The organism is Streptomyces sp. NPDC058198, assembly GCF_042882605.1.
Classification (GTDB): Bacteria; Actinomycetota; Actinomycetes; order Streptomycetales; family Streptomycetaceae; genus Streptomyces.
On sequence record NZ_JBHVVP010000002.1, the window covers coordinates 597,411 to 612,706 of the forward strand.

The 15,296-nt window shown below is 69.1% G+C and carries 14 protein-coding genes and 1 pseudogene; 8 read left to right on the forward strand and 7 right to left on the reverse strand.

Annotated elements, in window-relative coordinates:
• Positions 1 to 162: 162 nt before the first annotated feature.
• Positions 163 to 738, forward strand: a complete 576-nt coding sequence (gene dcd, locus ACFVWW_RS11150) for a dCTP deaminase (RefSeq protein WP_384179393.1) — start codon at positions 163 to 165, stop codon at positions 736 to 738.
• 7 nt (positions 739 to 745) lie between these two features.
• A complete protein-coding gene (locus tag ACFVWW_RS11155; protein WP_386877290.1) occupies positions 746 to 1,234 on the forward strand; it encodes a phosphoribosyltransferase in 489 nt (162 codons plus the stop codon).
• Positions 1,235 to 1,282: 48 nt separating this feature from the next.
• Here the strand turns inward: ACFVWW_RS11155 and ACFVWW_RS11160 are convergent, their stop codons facing one another.
• The 5 genes and pseudogenes from ACFVWW_RS11160 to ACFVWW_RS11180 all read right to left on the reverse strand — a co-directional run bounded on the left by ACFVWW_RS11160 (position 1,283) and on the right by ACFVWW_RS11180 (position 8,328).
• Positions 1,283 to 2,284 carry a Yip1 family protein gene (locus ACFVWW_RS11160; RefSeq protein WP_386877291.1) on the reverse strand — a complete coding sequence of 334 codons (1,002 nt, stop codon included), beginning with the start codon at positions 2,282 to 2,284 and terminating at the stop codon, positions 1,283 to 1,285.
• A gap of 104 nt (positions 2,285 to 2,388) precedes the next feature.
• Positions 2,389 to 3,543, reverse strand: coding sequence for an FG-GAP repeat domain-containing protein (locus ACFVWW_RS11165; RefSeq protein ID WP_386877393.1), 1,155 nt, complete (start codon positions 3,541 to 3,543; stop codon positions 2,389 to 2,391).
• 423 nt (positions 3,544 to 3,966) lie between these two features.
• Positions 3,967 to 5,223: pseudogene (locus ACFVWW_RS11170) on the reverse strand (FG-GAP and VCBS repeat-containing protein); the annotation flags it as partial.
• 41 nt (positions 5,224 to 5,264) lie between these two features.
• Positions 5,265 to 7,538: a (Fe-S)-binding protein gene (locus ACFVWW_RS11175; RefSeq protein WP_384337313.1), complete on the reverse strand. Its 2,274-nt coding sequence runs from the start codon at positions 7,536 to 7,538 to the stop codon at positions 5,265 to 5,267.
• 85 nt (positions 7,539 to 7,623) lie between these two features.
• Positions 7,624 to 8,328, reverse strand: coding sequence for a sugar transferase (locus tag ACFVWW_RS11180; protein ID WP_386877292.1), 705 nt, complete (start codon positions 8,326 to 8,328; stop codon positions 7,624 to 7,626).
• A 285-nt stretch (positions 8,329 to 8,613) separates the two neighbouring features.
• Here ACFVWW_RS11180 and dnaK point away from each other — a divergent pair, with 285 nt between their 5' ends.
• From dnaK to ACFVWW_RS11200, 4 genes are read left to right on the forward strand one after another with little or no spacing between them, the layout of a single operon-like run.
• Positions 8,614 to 10,461, forward strand: coding sequence for a molecular chaperone DnaK (gene dnaK, locus ACFVWW_RS11185; protein ID WP_384179406.1), 1,848 nt, complete (start codon positions 8,614 to 8,616; stop codon positions 10,459 to 10,461).
• The gene (grpE, locus tag ACFVWW_RS11190; RefSeq protein WP_384179408.1) at positions 10,458 to 11,111 is read left to right on the forward strand and encodes a nucleotide exchange factor GrpE; all 654 of its coding nucleotides are present in this window, start codon (positions 10,458 to 10,460) and stop codon (positions 11,109 to 11,111) included. Before dnaK ends, grpE begins: the two co-directional genes overlap by 4 nt.
• A gap of 42 nt (positions 11,112 to 11,153) precedes the next feature.
• Complete coding sequence (gene dnaJ, locus ACFVWW_RS11195) at positions 11,154 to 12,344, forward strand: molecular chaperone DnaJ (protein WP_384179410.1); 1,191 nt, start codon at positions 11,154 to 11,156, stop codon at positions 12,342 to 12,344.
• Between the two features lie 4 nt (positions 12,345 to 12,348).
• On the forward strand, positions 12,349 to 12,801 hold the full coding sequence (locus ACFVWW_RS11200; RefSeq protein WP_384179412.1) for a heat shock protein transcriptional repressor HspR: 453 nt from the start codon (positions 12,349 to 12,351) through the stop codon (positions 12,799 to 12,801).
• Positions 12,802 to 12,903: 102 nt separating this feature from the next.
• Here the strand turns inward: ACFVWW_RS11200 and ACFVWW_RS11205 are convergent, their stop codons facing one another.
• Positions 12,904 to 13,887 carry a helix-turn-helix transcriptional regulator gene (locus ACFVWW_RS11205; RefSeq protein ID WP_384179414.1) on the reverse strand — a complete coding sequence of 328 codons (984 nt, stop codon included), beginning with the start codon at positions 13,885 to 13,887 and terminating at the stop codon, positions 12,904 to 12,906.
• Positions 13,888 to 14,068: 181 nt separating this feature from the next.
• Between ACFVWW_RS11205 and ACFVWW_RS11210 the strand changes: the two genes are divergently transcribed.
• Both ACFVWW_RS11210 and ACFVWW_RS11215 read left to right on the forward strand, forming a co-directional pair.
• The gene (locus ACFVWW_RS11210; RefSeq protein WP_384179415.1) at positions 14,069 to 14,299 is read left to right on the forward strand and encodes a 5'-nucleotidase; all 231 of its coding nucleotides are present in this window, start codon (positions 14,069 to 14,071) and stop codon (positions 14,297 to 14,299) included.
• Entirely contained in the window at positions 14,296 to 14,616 is a 321-nt protein-coding gene (locus ACFVWW_RS11215; RefSeq protein WP_386877293.1) for a (2Fe-2S)-binding protein, read from the forward strand. Before ACFVWW_RS11210 ends, ACFVWW_RS11215 begins: the two co-directional genes overlap by 4 nt.
• A gap of 159 nt (positions 14,617 to 14,775) precedes the next feature.
• Here the strand turns inward: ACFVWW_RS11215 and ACFVWW_RS11220 are convergent, their stop codons facing one another.
• Positions 14,776 to 15,204 carry a pyridoxamine 5'-phosphate oxidase family protein gene (locus ACFVWW_RS11220; protein WP_384337317.1) on the reverse strand — a complete coding sequence of 143 codons (429 nt, stop codon included), beginning with the start codon at positions 15,202 to 15,204 and terminating at the stop codon, positions 14,776 to 14,778.
• Positions 15,205 to 15,296: the final 92 nt, after the last annotated feature.

Genomic DNA, 15,296 nt, shown 5'->3' on the forward strand with positions numbered 1-15,296 from the left:
ACACCGGGCGGATCGGGCCCGGGCGGCTTATTCGGTGTCCGCGTTGTGCGCGGTTGCGGCATGCCGTGCCGGTGGAGTTGGAGCGGCGCTGACCGAGGTCGGCCGGGGCGCGCGGGGCTGCCCGATGGGGGTGGGCTCGCGCGCTCTGCGTATCCTCGGGGCGTGCTTCTCTCAGACAAGGACATCCGGGCCGAGCTCGATTCCGGACGCGTACGCCTCGATCCGTATGACGAATCGATGGTGCAGCCCTCCAGCATCGATGTGCGGCTCGACCGGTTCTTCCGGGTGTTCGAGAACCACCGGTATCCGCATATCGACCCCGCCGTCGAGCAGGTCGATCTGACGCGCAAGGTCGAGCCGGAGGGGGACGATCCGTTCATCCTCCATCCCGGGGAGTTCGTCCTCGCGTCGACGTACGAGGTCATCTCGCTGCCCGACGACATCGCCTCCCGGCTGGAGGGGAAGTCCAGTCTCGGGCGGCTCGGGCTGGTGACGCACTCGACCGCCGGGTTCATCGACCCAGGGTTCTCCGGGCACGTCACGCTGGAACTGTCGAACATGGCGACGCTGCCGATCAAGCTCTGGCCCGGGATGAAGATCGGGCAGCTGTGTCTGTTCCGGCTCAGCTCGCCGGCGGAGTTCCCGTACGGCTCCGAGCGGTACGGCTCGCGCTATCAGGGGCAGCGGGGGCCGACGGCCTCGCGGTCGTATCTCAATTTCCACCGGACGCAGGTGTGAGGCCCGCATGACGGACGCGCGGGAGAACCTGACGTACGAGACGTTCGGCCGCGCCGTCCGCGAACTCGCGCAGAGCATCGCCGACGACGGGTTCGAGCCCGATGTCGTCCTGAGCATCGCGCGGGGTGGCGTCTTTGTCGCCGGCGGCCTCGCCTACGCCCTGGACTGCAAGAACATCCACCTGGTCAATGTGGAGTTCTACACCGGAGTCGGCACCACCCTGGCCATGCCGGTCATGCTGGCGCCGGTGCCGAACGTCATCGACTTCTCCCACAAGAAGGTCCTCATCGCGGACGACGTCGCCGACACCGGCAAGACACTGAAGCTGGTGCACGACTTCTGCGTCGACCATGTCGCCGAGGTGCGCAGCGCGGTGATCTACGAGAAGTCGCAGTCCCTGGTGAAGTGCGAGTACGTCTGGAAGCGCACGGAGGACTGGATCAACTTCCCCTGGAGCGTGGAGCAGCCCGTCGTACGCGTACGACGAGGCATGTGAAAGAAGGGCCCCCTTCCGGAGGCCCTTCTCACGCGCGGTACAGCGGTATCAGATCGTGCCCAGCTTGATCAGCGAGAGCAGCGCGATCAGCTGGATCGCCGACGCGCCCAGCGCCTTCGGCCACGGCAGGTCGTGCGACTTGCCCACCATGACGGTGAAGAGCGCGCCTGCCGCGATCCAGGTGACCCAGCCGAGGACCTGGACCAGGGAGTTCTCGCCGCCCAGGAAGAGGGCGAAGAGCAGACGCGGCGCGTCCGATATCGACATGATCAGCATGGAGAGGCCGACCGTCGGCTGCCAGGCGCCGTCGCCGCCGAGCTGGCGGGCGAGGGTGTGGGTTACCGCGCCCAGGATCAGACTGCCGATGACAAAGGCGACGCCCGTGGTGAGCGCGGCCGGGATGGCCGTGGAGAGCGTCGCGTTGATCGCGTCCTCACGGGCCGTGTCGAAGCCGAAGAGCGCCAGCAGTCCGTAGATGAACATCACGGTCAGGGCGGGGCCCCAGACCGGGTAGTCGCGCATCTGCAGGAAGGTCTGGCCGGGGCGCAGCACGATGCCGGTCAGCAGTTCCTTCCAGCGCAGCCGGGGGCCCGTGGGGACCGGGTCCGCGCCGGCGCTGTAGGTGGCGCCGTCGCCGTACCGTTCCTCGTCGATGCTGAACGCCTGGGTGTGACCAGGGTTGTTGGCGTACGGGTCACCGTGCGGGCCCTGCTGCGGCTGCTGGTACGGGTCGCCGAAGTACTCCGGCTCGCCATGCTGTCCGCCGCCCTGCTGGCCGCCGTACTGCCCGCCGCCCTGCTGCCCGCCGTGCGCGGTGCGTCCGCCCGGCCCTCCCGGTCTGCCCGGCCCACTGGGCCCGCCGTACTGTCCGGTGCCCGTCGGAGGCCACTGCTGCTGCCCGTACGGAGGCGCGGCTTGCTGCCCGCCTCCGTATCCCGGGGGCGGCGCCTGCCGTCCGTACGGCTGCTGCGGCGGTTGCTGCCGCTGCCGCTGCGGTTGTTGTTGCGGGGTGCGGTTGTCCCGGCCGCGTCCGATCCTGAATCCAGCCACACAATCGAACGTACCCGCTCCGTAAGGGTGTAGCGGCTGAGGTGGGGGAACGGGCGGGCCTTTGCGGCCGAGCTGTGACATCCCTTAGGGGAACCCTGGGGGGTCTACCCGAGGAAGATCGACGTACTGAAGGTGATCACCGGCCGTTCCCCGGCGACCGCGGGCTCGTACAGCGCGATCAGATCGGTCTTCTCCCCCTGGTGGGTACGAGTCACCAGGTCCGGGCGCTTGTCCCCGTCGAAGTCGGCCGACCGGAGGAGTTCGGTCACGGGCTTGTCCTGGCCCGACGAGGTCCCGGACGGCAGCCTCGGCGCCGGCGGGAGCCGTACGGCCCTGAAGGTGTACGTGCCTCCCGGGCGGCCCGGTCCGTCCGGCCCGCCGAGCAGCAGCCCGCCCCGGCCTGCCGTGCCGGGCGCGTGGGCGCGGGTGGCGTGGACGAGGTCGTCGTAGCCGTCGCCGTTGACGTCGGCCTTGGGATCCGGCGCCGCCAGGACCGGGCCGCCGCCCGGGACCGGCGCCGAGGCGGAGCGCGGAGCGCCGGCCCGGGTGAAGGGGCCGCGGAGGTAGCTGACCTGGCCGGCGCTCGCGGTGACCGCGAGGTCCTCCGTACCGTCGCCGTCGAAGTCGCCGCAGACGGGGTGGTCGGGCCACTCGTTGCCGAAGCGGGCCTTGGCGGGGATCCGGAGGACCACTGCCTTGCCGGCCAGGCCGGTGGGGCCGCCGAAGAGGATCTGCACGGGTACGGGCGGCATGCCGGTGCCGTCGTACGGCGGATCCGTGGTGATGATCAGATCGCCGAAGCCGTCCTGGTCGAGGTCGCACGCGGCCTCGGCGTCGAACGCGGCGGGGAGTGTGCCGTCGACGCGGGCGCCGTGGGTACGGGGGCTGAGGGTCTGGCGTACGGCCGGGTCGAGACCACGGGCGGCGGCGGTGCCGTACACGATCCCGATGCCCGCGTCGTCGCCGAAGCTGTCGTCCGGGTCTTTGACCAGGTCGTTGAGTACGAGATCGCGGTGGCCGTCCCCGTTGAAGTCGTCGGGGAGACGGCTGCCCTCGCCGCGTGGAACGGGGCGGCGGGCGACGGCACCGTTGCCGGAGAGGGGGGCGGTGTCGCCGTTCTTGGCCTCCGCGGAGCCCCGGGCCGTACCGGTGGCCGGGCCGGGGGCGGCCGTACAGCCCGTCAGCAGCAACGCCGTGGAGACGACGATGCCGGCACCGACGCGGACGCCGACGCCGACGCATGCACCGGCGCTGTTCATCGCTCTCGCCGCGACGCGTATGCGCACGCCCCACCCACCCCATCCCGTCCGTAGCGCTCGCCGCGGTGGAGGCCATGGGAGCGGGGCCACCGTCAGCTCACTGTCGCCACATGATGCTCCAGAGCTCCCCGCTTCCGTGCTCAGTGGCCGAAGTCCGAGCCGAACTCGTCGCCCGGCCGGGGCGTCAGACCCAGGTCCGCGGGGTCGATGAGAGTCGGCCCGGCGGGGTCGACGCCGGAAGGACCGCCGCGCAGGATCCGCACCTTGCCGTCGCCCACACCCGGGAAGAGCGTGCCGATCGCCAGGTCCGCCGCCTGGTCCCCGTTCATGTCCAGCAGCGCAAGGCGGGGCGTACCGGGGAAGCTCGCGGCCTGCTGGGCCCCCTGACCGGTCAGACCCCCCGGGCCCTCGCAGGACGAGAACGGCGCCTTCGCCGTCCTCGGTCGGGGCGGTGAAGGCGATGTCGGCGTAACCGTCTCCGTTGACGTCCCCGGCCGTTACCGAGTCCCCGAAGCCGCAGGACGTGGAGACGGGCGAGCCGGGCAGTCCCGGCGTGCTGTCGTTGATCGTCGTGGCTTTCAGGCCGCTGCTCTGGCCGGCCGCACCGCCGTACGCGACCATCAGCCGGCTGCCGCCGGCAGGCCTGGTCTCCTCGCCCACGATCTCGCAGGGGAGGCCGACGACCACATCGGCGAAGCCGTCCTTGTTCACGTCGGCCGTGGTGACGGAGCTGCCGAACATGTCCTTGCCCCGCGCGTCCTTGAGGCGGGAGCCCTTGGTCAGCCCGCCGTCGGCGGTGCCGCGGTACACCACGGTGGCGCGAGGCGTGGGCATCTCGTCCGCGTACACATGGGACCAGGTGACCACCAGATCGTCCCTGCCGTCGCCGGTCACGTCCCCGACGCCGACGAGTGAGGCGGTGTAGTACGCCGGGTCGTCCGTCGTGAGGTCGACGGACTTCACCCGGCTGGGTTTGCCGACCCGGTTGAACGGGCCGAACCGGATGGTCGCTGTCGACGGCCCCTCGCTGGTGACGAGGTCGGTGTGGCCATCACCGTCGAAATCGCCGACGTGGGGCGCCGCGCCGGTCAGCCGGACCGCTCCTGCGAGCGTCTCGCGGTCGGCCCAGACGATGAAGACGGTGCGGCTGCCCGCCTGGGTGATGAGATCGCTGCGGCCGTCGCCGTCGAGATCACCTGAGGTGGCGTGCCGGCCTAAGCGCCCGCCCGTGCCCGCGTTGCCGAGGCCCAGGCTGTCCTGAGTGATCACGTGGTGGCGCGCGGGAACCGGGCCGTCGGCCGAGCCGCGCACCACCGCCGCGTACCCGGCGGCGTACGTGCCGTTGACCGTGGCCGAGGTGTCGGTGATGACGAGGTCACCCATCCCGTCACCGTCGAAGTCGGAGCGCGGGCCGGAGCGTAGGTCGGCGCGCGGGCCGGAGCCGGAATGGGAGCCGGAGCCGGCGCCGGAGTCGGACGGGGTTCCCGGAGCCCCGCAGGCGGCTGTGGCGGCGAGGGCGATGCTGCTGACAAGACGCTTCTTCCGCATGGGGGTTGGACCCATGCGGTCCGCGGATGGTTGTGCGGGAGAGATACGGAAGGGGGACATACGGAAGGGGAGACATACGGAAAGCAGCAGCGGCCGGACCCGCCCCGAGGCGTATCCGGCCGCTGCTGTCATGTCCCGCAGGCGTGAGTCCCGCAGGCGTCCCGCAGGCGGGGCTACGTCACCGGCTCCGGCTTCGGGTCCGGCGCGTTCTCCTGCTCCTCGGCGTCTGCCGGGTCCGCCGGCGTACGTACCGAGTCGAGCAGCAGCTGCGCCACGTCCACGACCTGGAGGGACTCCTTCGCCTGACCGTCGTTCTTCTTGCCGTTGACCGAGTCGGTCAGCATCACCAGGCAGAACGGGCAGGCCGTCGAGACGATGTCCGGGTTCAGCGAAAGGGCCTCGTCCACGCGCTCGTTGTTGATGCGCTTGCCGATCCGCTCCTCCATCCACATCCGCGCGCCGCCCGCGCCACAGCAGAAGCCGCGCTCCTTGTGGCGGTGCATCTCCTCGTTCCGCAGGCCCGGCACCTTCGCGATGATCTCGCGCGGCGGTGTGTAGACCTTGTTGTGGCGGCCCAGGTAGCAGGGGTCGTGGTACGTGATCAGACCCTCGACCGGCGTCACCGGGATCAGCTTCTCCTCGTCCACCAGATGCTGGAGCAGCTGCGTGTGGTGGATGACCTCGTACTCGCCGCCGAGCTGCGGGTACTCGTTCGCGATCGTGTTGAAGCAGTGCGGGCAGGTCGCGACGATCTTCTTCGACGACTTCGGCTTCTTCGTCGCCTCGTCCTCGTCGTCCTCCCCGTACGCCATGTTCAGCATCGCCACGTTCTCCTGGCCGAGCTGCTGGAACAGCGGCTCGTTGCCCAGCCGGCGGGCCGAGTCACCCGTGCACTTCTCGTCGCCGCCCATGATCGCGAACGTGACGCCCGCGATGTGCAGCAGCTCCGCGAAGGCCTTCGTGGTCTTCTTGGCCCGGTCCTCCAGCGCGCCCGCGCAGCCGACCCAGTAGAGGTAGTCGACCTCCGACAGGTCCTCGATGTCCCGGCCGACGACCGGCACCTCGAAGTCGACCTCCTTCGTCCACTCCAGGCGCTGCTTCTTGGCCAGGCCCCAGGGATTGCCCTTCTTCTCCAGGTTCTTGAGCATCGTCCCGGCCTCGCTCGGGAAGGAGCTCTCGATCATCACCTGGTAGCGGCGCATGTCCACGATGTGGTCGATGTGCTCGATGTCGACCGGGCACTGCTCCACACACGCACCGCAGGTGGTGCAGGACCACAGCACATCCGGGTCGATGACGCCGTTCTCTTCGAGCGTCCCGATCAGCGGGCGCTCGGCCTCGGCGAGGGCCGCGGCCGGCACACCGGCCAGCTGCTCCTCGGACGCCTTCTCCTCGCCCTCCATGGTCTTGCCGCCGCCGGCCAGCAGATACGGCGCCTTGGCGTGCGCGTGGTCGCGCAGCGACATGATCAGCAGCTTCGGGGAGAGCGGCTTGCCCGTGTTCCAGGCCGGGCACTGCGACTGGCAGCGGCCGCACTCCGTACACGTGGAGAAGTCGAGGATGCCCTTCCAGGAGAAGTGCTCCACCTGGGAGACACCGAAGACGTCGTCGTCGCCCGGGTCCTCGAAGTCGATCTCCTTGCCGCCGCTCGTCATCGGCTGGAGCGCGCCGAGGGCCGTGCCGCCGTCCGCCTCGCGCTTGAACCAGATGTTCGGGAAGGCGAGGAACCGGTGCCAGGCGACGCCCATGTCGGTCTTGAGCGCGACCGTGATCATCCAGATGAAGGACGTCCCGATCTTGATCATCGCGATCAGGTAGACCAGGTTCTGCAGGGTGCCGAGGCTGAGCCCCTTGAACGCCGCGACCAGCGGATACGAGACCAGATAGGCGGCCTGGTACGAGTCTGCGTGGTGCAGCGCGCCCTCCAGGCCGCGGAGCACCAGGATCGCCAGCCCGATGATGAGGATGACGGCCTCGACGAAATACGCCTGGCCGAAGTTGGAGCCCGCGAAGCGGGACTTGCGGCCGGCGCGGCTGGGCAGCGACAGCTGGCGGATGACGATCAGCGTCAGGATGCCGAGCGTGGTCAGCAGGCCGATCAGCTCGACGAAGACTTCGTACGGCGTCCAGTTACCGATGACCGGCAGCAGCCAGTCCGCCTTGAAGAGCTGCCCGAAGGCGTTCACCAGGGTCAGTACGAGCGTGAAGAAGCCGACCGCCACGAACCAGTGCGCGACGCCGACGACACCCCACCGGTTCATCCGGGTGTGGCCGAGGAACTCCTTGGCCACCGTCAGGGTGCGCTGGGCGGGTTCGTCGGTCCGCGTACCCGCGGGGACGTCCTGGCCGAGCTTCACGAAGCGGTAGATCTGCGCGATGGCTCGGCCGAACAGCGCGACGCCGACGACGCCGAGTACCAGCGACACGATGATCGCGGCGAGTTGCATTGGGGGCTCCTCGGGCCTGCGAGGGTGGAAAGTCCGCCACTCTTACTAAGCGGTAACTTAATCAGTCCGTGCTGAGGTTACCCACTTATCTCGCCGCAATGTAGCGGCGGAGCCGGTGATCTGTGTCGCTCAGGGCGCCCTCACCGCGCGGGGTGAAGGCGCGGGCGCGTGCGCGCGGGAGCGCGCGGGGGTGCGCGGGCAGGCAGGGTCGAGCGTACGACTGGGCGTAGGACCGGGCGAACGGCTGGGCGAACAGCCAGGCGCGCGGCTGGGTTTCCGAGCGGGCGCGCGAGCGGGCGTGCGCGGCGCACAGCGCGGGGAGCGTACGGGCGAGGATCGCCAGGTCGAGGCCGATCCAGTGCTGCTCGACATAGTGCTGGTCGAGCAGCGGGGCCTCGTCCCACGGCAGCGGTGAGTGCCGCCGTACCTGCGCGAGGCCGGTCAGGCCCGGCCGTACGAGCCGCCGCCAGGGCGCCGCGGCCGCGGGGGATCCGACCTTCAGGGGCGCGGGCCCGACCAGCGACAGTTCGCCGCGTACGACATGGGGCAGTCGGGAGAGCAGGTCCAGCCGGAACAGCCGGGTGCGCAGGGAACTCAGGACGAAGGGCCGTCCGTTCAGTCCTGTGCGGTACTCGCGTACGAAAACGCCGCCGGCCGGCCGCGTCAGCGCGACGGTGAGCGTGGCGGCCATGAGTACGGGCGCGGCCAGAACCAGCAGGGCCGAGCCGAGCGCCAGATCCAGCAGCCGCTTGGGTTCCGGGAGCCGCTTGGGTTCAAAGAGCTGCTTCATGCGTCGCTTCATGGCCACACCTGACCGTCCTGTGCGTTCTGTTACGTTCAAAAGAGCTTTCGGATCTTTCGAGGCTTTCAGGTCTTTTGTCACAGAACGATCGCATGATGAGGTGGCGCGGATCGGGTAGGCGCCCCCGCCAGGCGCGTTCACGCCGGTCCGATGGCCCCCGGGCGCACAGGGTCCGCACAATAGTTGAGTCTCATCGACTCAGGTCCTTTGACTCCTTGGGATCTGTGATGCATCCTTGAGCCTGTTCCACTCAAGTCAGTTGGAGGAATCGAAATGGCACGTGCGGTCGGCATCGACCTGGGCACGACTAACTCCGTCGTCAGCGTTCTCGAAGGCGGCGAGCCCACCGTCATCACCAACGCCGAAGGCGCCAGGACCACGCCGTCCGTCGTCGCCTTCGCCAAGAACGGCGAGGTGCTCGTCGGCGAGGTCGCGAAGCGCCAGGCGGTCACGAACGTCGACAGGACCATCCGGTCGGTCAAGCGCCACATGGGCACCGACTGGAAGATCAACCTGGACGGCAAGGACTTCAACCCGCAGCAGATCTCGGCCTTCGTGCTGCAGAAGCTGAAGCGGGACGCGGAGTCGTACCTGGGCGAGAAGGTCACCGACGCGGTGATCACCGTTCCCGCGTACTTCAACGACTCGGAGCGCCAGGCCACCAAGGAGGCCGGCGAGATCGCGGGCCTCAACGTGCTGCGTATCGTCAACGAGCCGACGGCGGCCGCCCTCGCCTACGGTCTCGACAAGGACGACCAGACCATCCTGGTCTTCGACCTCGGTGGCGGCACCTTCGACGTCTCGCTGCTGGAGATCGGTGACGGCGTCGTCGAGGTGAAGGCCACCAACGGTGACAACCACCTCGGTGGTGACGACTGGGACCAGCGGGTCGTCGACTTCCTGGTGAAGCAGTTCGCCAACGGTCACGGCGTGGACCTGGGCAAGGACAAGATGGCTCTCCAGCGTCTCCGCGAGGCCGCGGAGAAGGCGAAGATCGAGCTGTCGTCCTCCTCGGAGACGACGATCAACCTGCCCTACATCACGGCGTCCGCCGAGGGCCCGCTGCACCTGGACGAGAAGATCACTCGGTCCCAGTTCCAGCAGCTGACCTCCGACCTGCTGGACCGCTGCAAGACCCCGTTCCACAACGTCATCAAGGACGCCGGCATCCAGCTGTCCGAGATCGACCACGTGGTGCTCGTCGGCGGTTCGACCCGTATGCCCGCCGTCGCGGAGCTCGTCAAGGAGCTCACCGGTGGCCGGGACGCCAACAAGGGCGTGAACCCGGACGAGGTCGTCGCCATCGGCGCCGCGCTCCAGGCCGGTGTCCTCAAGGGTGAGGTCAAGGACGTCCTGCTCCTCGACGTGACCCCGCTGTCCCTCGGTATCGAAACCAAGGGCGGCATCATGACCAAGCTCATCGAGCGCAACACGACGATCCCGACGAAGCGCTCGGAGATCTTCACGACGGCCGAGGACAACCAGCCGTCCGTGCAGATCCAGGTCTACCAGGGCGAGCGCGAGATTGCGGCGTACAACAAGAAGCTCGGCATGTTCGAGCTGACCGGTCTGCCGCCCGCCCCGCGCGGTGTGCCGCAGATCGAGGTCGCCTTCGACATCGACGCCAACGGCATCATGCACGTGGCCGCGAAGGACCTCGGCACCGGCAAGGAGCAGAAGATGACCGTCACCGGTGGCTCCTCGCTGCCGCGGGACGAGGTCAACCGGATGCGTGAAGAGGCCGAGCAGTACGCGGACGAGGACCACCGCCGTCGCGAGGCCGCCGAGACCCGCAACCAGGCCGAGCAGCTCGTCTACCAGACGGAGAAGTTCCTCAAGGACAACGAGGACAAGGTCCCCGGCGACGTCAAGACCGAGGTCGAGACCTCCATCGCCGAGCTGAAGGAGAAGCTCAAGGGCGAGGACACCGCCGAGATCCGTACCTCCACGGAGAAGGTCGCGGCCGTCTCCCAGAAGCTCGGCCAGGCGATGTACGCGGACGCCCAGGCCGCCGGTGGCGGCGAGGGTGCGGCGGGCGCCGGCCAGGCCCAGCCCGAGGACGACGTCGTCGACGCCGAGATCGTGGACGACGAGAAGCCGAAGAAGGACGGTGCGGCGTGACCGAGGAGACTCCGGGCTTCGAGGAGAAGCCCGACGTCCCCTCCGGCGCCACCCCCGAAGACGCCGCGTCGAAGGCTGCCGAGTCCGGCTCCGTGAAGGAGCCGGGCCCGGCGGCCCCGGCCGGGGACGTAGAGCAGGTAGCCCTGACGGCGCAGCTGGACCAGGTCCGTACGGCGCTCAATGAGCGCACGGCAGACCTCCAGCGGCTCCAGGCGGAGTATCAGAACTACCGCCGGCGGGTGGAGCGGGACCGGGTCACGGTCAAGGAGATCGCTGTCGCGAGTCTGCTGACCGAACTGCTGCCCGTGCTGGACGACATCGGCCGCGCGCGGGACCACGACGAGCTGGTCGGCGGCTTCAAGTCGGTGGCCGAATCGCTGGAGACGGTCGCCGCGAAGCTGGGCCTCCAGCAGTTCGGCAAGGAGGGCGAGCCCTTCGACCCGACGATCCACGAGGCCCTGATGCACTCGTACGCGCCGGATGTCACCGAAACTACGTGCGTCGCGATCCTGCAGCCTGGGTACCGCTTCGGCGAGCGGACGATCAGGCCCGCCCGCGTCGCGGTGGCCGAGCCCCAGCCCGGGGCCCAGCCCAGGGCAGCGGACGAGCAGGCCAAGGACGAGGAGAGCGGTGGCCCGGACGAGGGCTGACGTGGGGACAGGCAGTGAGGGCGGAGAGGAGGGACGTCGGGAATGAGCACCAAGGACTTCGTGGAGAAGGACTACTACAAGGTTCTCGGCGTCCCCAAGGACGCCACCGAGGCCGAGATCAAGAAGGCGTACCGGAAGCTCGCCCGCGAGTTCCACCCGGACGCCAACAAGGGCGACACCAAGGCCGAGGAGCGCTTCAAGCAGATCTCCGAGGCGAATGACATCCTTGGTGACGCCAAGCGGCGCAAGGAGTACGACGAGGCCCGCGCGCTCTTCGGCAACGGCGGGTTCCGGCCCGGTCCCGGTGCCGGGGGCGGCGGTTCCTTCAACTTCGACCTGGGCGACCTCTTCGGTGGCGGCGCCCAGGGCGGGACGCAGACGGGCCAGGGCGCCGGCGGTTTCGGCGGCGGGCTCGGGGACGTCTTCGGAGGGCTCTTCAACCGGGGCGGCGCGGGCACCCGTACTCAGCCGCGCCGGGGCCAGGACATCGAGTCCGAGGTGACGCTCAGCTTCACCGAGGCGGTCGACGGGGCCACGGTCCCGCTGCGGATGTCCAGCCAGGCGCCCTGCAAGGCCTGTTCGGGTACGGGCGACAAGAACGGCACACCGCGGGTCTGCCCGACCTGCGTGGGCACCGGTCAGGTCTCGCGCGGCTCCGGCGGCGGCTTCTCGCTCACCGACCCGTGCGTGGACTGCAAGGGCCGTGGGCTGATCGCTCAGGACCCCTGCGAGGTCTGCAAGGGCAGCGGGCGCGCCAGGTCCTCGCGGACCATGCAGGTCCGTATCCCGGCGGGCGTCAGCGACGGCCAGCGGATCAGGCTGCGGGGCAAGGGCGCTCCCGGTGAGCGCGGCGGCCCCGGAGGCGATCTGTTCGTGGTCGTCCATGTCGACGCCCATCCGGTCTTCGGCCGCAAGGACGACAACCTCACGGTCACCGTGCCCGTCACCTTCGCGGAGGCGGCGCTCGGCGGCGAGGTGAAGGTGCCGACCCTGGGCGGCCCGCCGGTCACGCTGAAGCTGCCGGCCGGGACGCCGAACGGCCGTACGATGCGCGCCCGCGGCAAGGGCGCCGTACGTAAGGACGGCACTCGCGGAGACCTGCTGGTCACCGTCGAGGTCGTCGTTCCCAAGGACCTCGACGCGCCCGCGAGGGACGCGCTGGAGGCCTACCGGAAGGCGACCGCGGACGAGGACCCGCGGGCGGAGCTGTTCCAGGCCGCGAAGGGAGCATGACCCGATGGACAGGGACGGGCGGCGGCGCAATCCGTATCAACTGACCGAAGAGACGCCGGTGTACGTCATCTCGGTGGCTGCCCAGCTCTCGGGGCTGCACCCGCAGACCCTCAGGCAGTACGACCGTCTCGGCCTGGTCTCGCCGGACCGCACGGCGGGCCGTGGACGCCGCTACTCGGCCCGTGACATCGAGCTGCTCCGTCAGGTGCAGCAGCTGTCGCAGGACGAGGGCATCAATCTGGCCGGTATCAAGCGGATCATCGAGCTGGAGAACCAGGTCGCCGCGCTCCAGGCCCGGGTCGCCGAGCTGTCGGCGGCGGTGGAGGGAGCGGCGGCGGCGATGCGGCAGCGCGAGGCGCAGGTGCATGCCTCGTACCGCCGGGATCTGGTGCCGTATCAGGATGTGCAGCAGACGAGCGCGCTGGTCGTGTGGCGGCCCAACCGGCCGGCGGACTGAGAGCGCGTTCAGAGGCCGCAGGAAGGGCTCCCACCGTGCCGGGTGGGGGCCCTTTCCGTGTGCCCGGTGCGCGGGGCTCTCTCGGGCAGGTCGGCGGTCCGGTCAGCGGTCCTGCTCCAGGATTCCCGACTGCGCGACCAGATAGCCGAGTTGCGCGCGGCTGCCGCTGCCGAGGACGGTGGCGAGCTTGGCGATGTGCGCGCGGCAGGTCCGTACGTTCATCCCGAGGCGGCGGGCTATGGCCTCGTCCACGTACCCCTCGACGAGAAGCTTGGCGATGGTCCGCTGGACGCCCGAGATGCCGTCAGGGGTCGGCTCGTACGAAACCTGCTCGGTGAGCGGCGTGGCGCGGCGCCAGAGCTGCTCGAAGACCTTGACCAGATAGGTGACAAGACCGGGGTGGCGCAGCTCCAGTGCCACTTGCTGGTCGTCCCGCGCGGGGATGAACGCGACCGTCTGGTCGCAGATGATGAGCCGCTCGATCAGCTCCTCCAAGGTCCGGATCTCGACCTTGCCGCTGGCTATGCGGTCCACGTAGGCCATGGTCCCCATGGAGTGCCTGACCGTGTGCTGGTAGAGCGTGCGCATGCTGACGCCGCGGTCGATCAGTGGCCGGTCCCGTTCCAGTGCTTGGCTGAGAATGTGCTCGCGCCGGCCGCCGCCGGGCTGAATCGTCAGCATCTCGGTGTGGCACTCGGCCGTGGCCAGGTTGAGCGCGGCGTTGATCCGGTTGAACCCCTCCAGGACGGTGATCGCATGGGTAGGAGCCGGATTCAGGGCGCTGATGGCCATGAATGGCTCAAAGGATTCTGTCAGGTTGATGGAGTGCCGTCTTCGGTCCTGGATCTCCCGTTCGATGGGATGGAGCCGCTGGGCGAGCGCGACGGACGGGGGGACCGGACGAAGCCAGTTCGGGTCGTCCGGATCAGGGTGCAAAAGAGCGAATTCGAGAAGGCATGGAGCCTCCTCGGCCTCCACCCGGGAGATCCGTCCGGCGCTCAGAGCGCTGGCGTAAAGATGCGCCCCCTCGTCGCACAGATCGGTCACCGCATGGGGATGTGTCGGTTTTGAGTTGATTACTGGCAAATCTCCACCCCCCAGGGTCCTGAACGTACAGGAACATGATGCATCGCCCCTGTGGCATTGACGTGCCTGAATGAGCCATCGTCTTGTGACGCGGGGGAGAGGAATCCATCAAGTGAGGACGAAGCCGACTATGTACAAGAGATTGCTTCGCTCGGTGCTTGCCGCTGCTTTCTCCGCAGTCGTGGCTTACGGGGTTCTGGGCGGCGCGGACACCGACTGGGGCATCGCCCCCGAGACCTCCACAACGGAGAGCGGGTGGGGCGGCGCTCAGGCCGACAGCGGCTGGGGCTATACACCGGGCGACAGCGGTTGGGGCATCGCCCAGGCCGCCGGCACGCCGCCGGACAGTGGCTGGGGTAGCGGACCGGCCGACAGCGGCTGGGGAAGCACGCCGGCCGACACAGGCGCATGACTGTCCCGCCGGACGATCGGGTCTTCCGGCGCGAGATGGCCACGGCCTACCGGTCGGGGTGGCACTTCATCGATCTGGTCACGGCTATTCCTCACCGTGGCGACTCGTTGATGGTCACTCTGTTCGGAGAGCCGATTGTCGTCGTACGCGAGGAGGACGAGGACGTCCGTGCCTACCGCTGCCTTCGGAGGCCGCGGGGGGCTCCGAAGCCGGTCCGGTGTGCCATCCGATACGACATGATCTTCGTTAACCTCGACCAGCGGGACCACCAGCTGGTCGAAGCGCAAGCCATCATCGCCACCCCCCGCAGTGCCTGAGCGATTCCCCCGTCGTTCCAAATCGCTCAGGCGCTTCCCCCACACAGCGGCGCCATCGTGGACCTGAAACACGATGGCGCCGCTGTGCTGTCCGCGTTCGGCGGACTCGTTCAGCGGACTCGTTCAGTCGACCCGTCAGCGGACTGCTCCGTACGGAGGTCAGCCGCGGCCGAGCGCCCGCTCCACGGTGATCTCGATGAGGACCCGGTCCGGATTTGGCGCCGGGGTGCGCTCGTACCGCTCCGCGTAGCGGCTCACCGCGTCCGCGATCAGCTCCGGCTCCGTACGGACCGTGGCGCGGCCCTCCAGCGTCGCCCAGCGGCCCCGGTGGACCTGGCAGACCGCGACCCGCGCCCCGCCCGGGTCCGCGCCGTCGCGGACGCCCGCGCCCGCCGCCAGGATGTTGGCCACCTTCCTGCTGTTCTTGTTGGTGATGACGCGCGCGAGCCCTGCCTCCGGGTCGTATATCGCGCCCACCGGGACCACATGCGGACTGCCGTCGGGGCGCAGGGTGGTCAGCGTGCACAAGTGGTACTCCCGCCAGAACGCGAGAAAATCGGGGCTGAGATTGCGTACGGCATGGGACATACCGGAAGAGTAGGGCCCGGCCGGGGGTGAAACCCGTAGGCGCCGGGCTCCCGGTTTTCGGCTTGAGTGGAATAGACTCAACTTTGCGCATG

Excerpts from the sequence above, each read along its gene's own strand:
- dnaJ (WP_384179410.1), top strand. The coding sequence starts at position 11,154 with ATGAGCACCAAGGACTTCGTGGAGAAGGACTACTACAAGGTTCTCGGC.
- ACFVWW_RS11175 (WP_384337313.1), bottom strand. The coding sequence starts at position 7,538 with ATGCAACTCGCCGCGATCATCGTGTCGCTGGTACTCGGCGTCGTCGGC.
- ACFVWW_RS11180 (WP_386877292.1), bottom strand. The coding sequence starts at position 8,328 with ATGAAGCAGCTCTTTGAACCCAAGCGGCTCCCGGAACCCAAGCGGCTG.
- dnaK (WP_384179406.1), top strand. The coding sequence starts at position 8,614 with ATGGCACGTGCGGTCGGCATCGACCTGGGCACGACTAACTCCGTCGTC.
- ACFVWW_RS11215 (WP_386877293.1), top strand. The coding sequence starts at position 14,296 with ATGACTGTCCCGCCGGACGATCGGGTCTTCCGGCGCGAGATGGCCACG.
- ACFVWW_RS11200 (WP_384179412.1), top strand. The coding sequence starts at position 12,349 with ATGGACAGGGACGGGCGGCGGCGCAATCCGTATCAACTGACCGAAGAG.
- ACFVWW_RS11165 (WP_386877393.1), bottom strand. The coding sequence starts at position 3,543 with ATGAACAGCGCCGGTGCATGCGTCGGCGTCGGCGTCCGCGTCGGTGCC.
- ACFVWW_RS11220 (WP_384337317.1), bottom strand. The coding sequence starts at position 15,204 with ATGTCCCATGCCGTACGCAATCTCAGCCCCGATTTTCTCGCGTTCTGG.
- ACFVWW_RS11155 (WP_386877290.1), top strand. The coding sequence starts at position 746 with ATGACGGACGCGCGGGAGAACCTGACGTACGAGACGTTCGGCCGCGCC.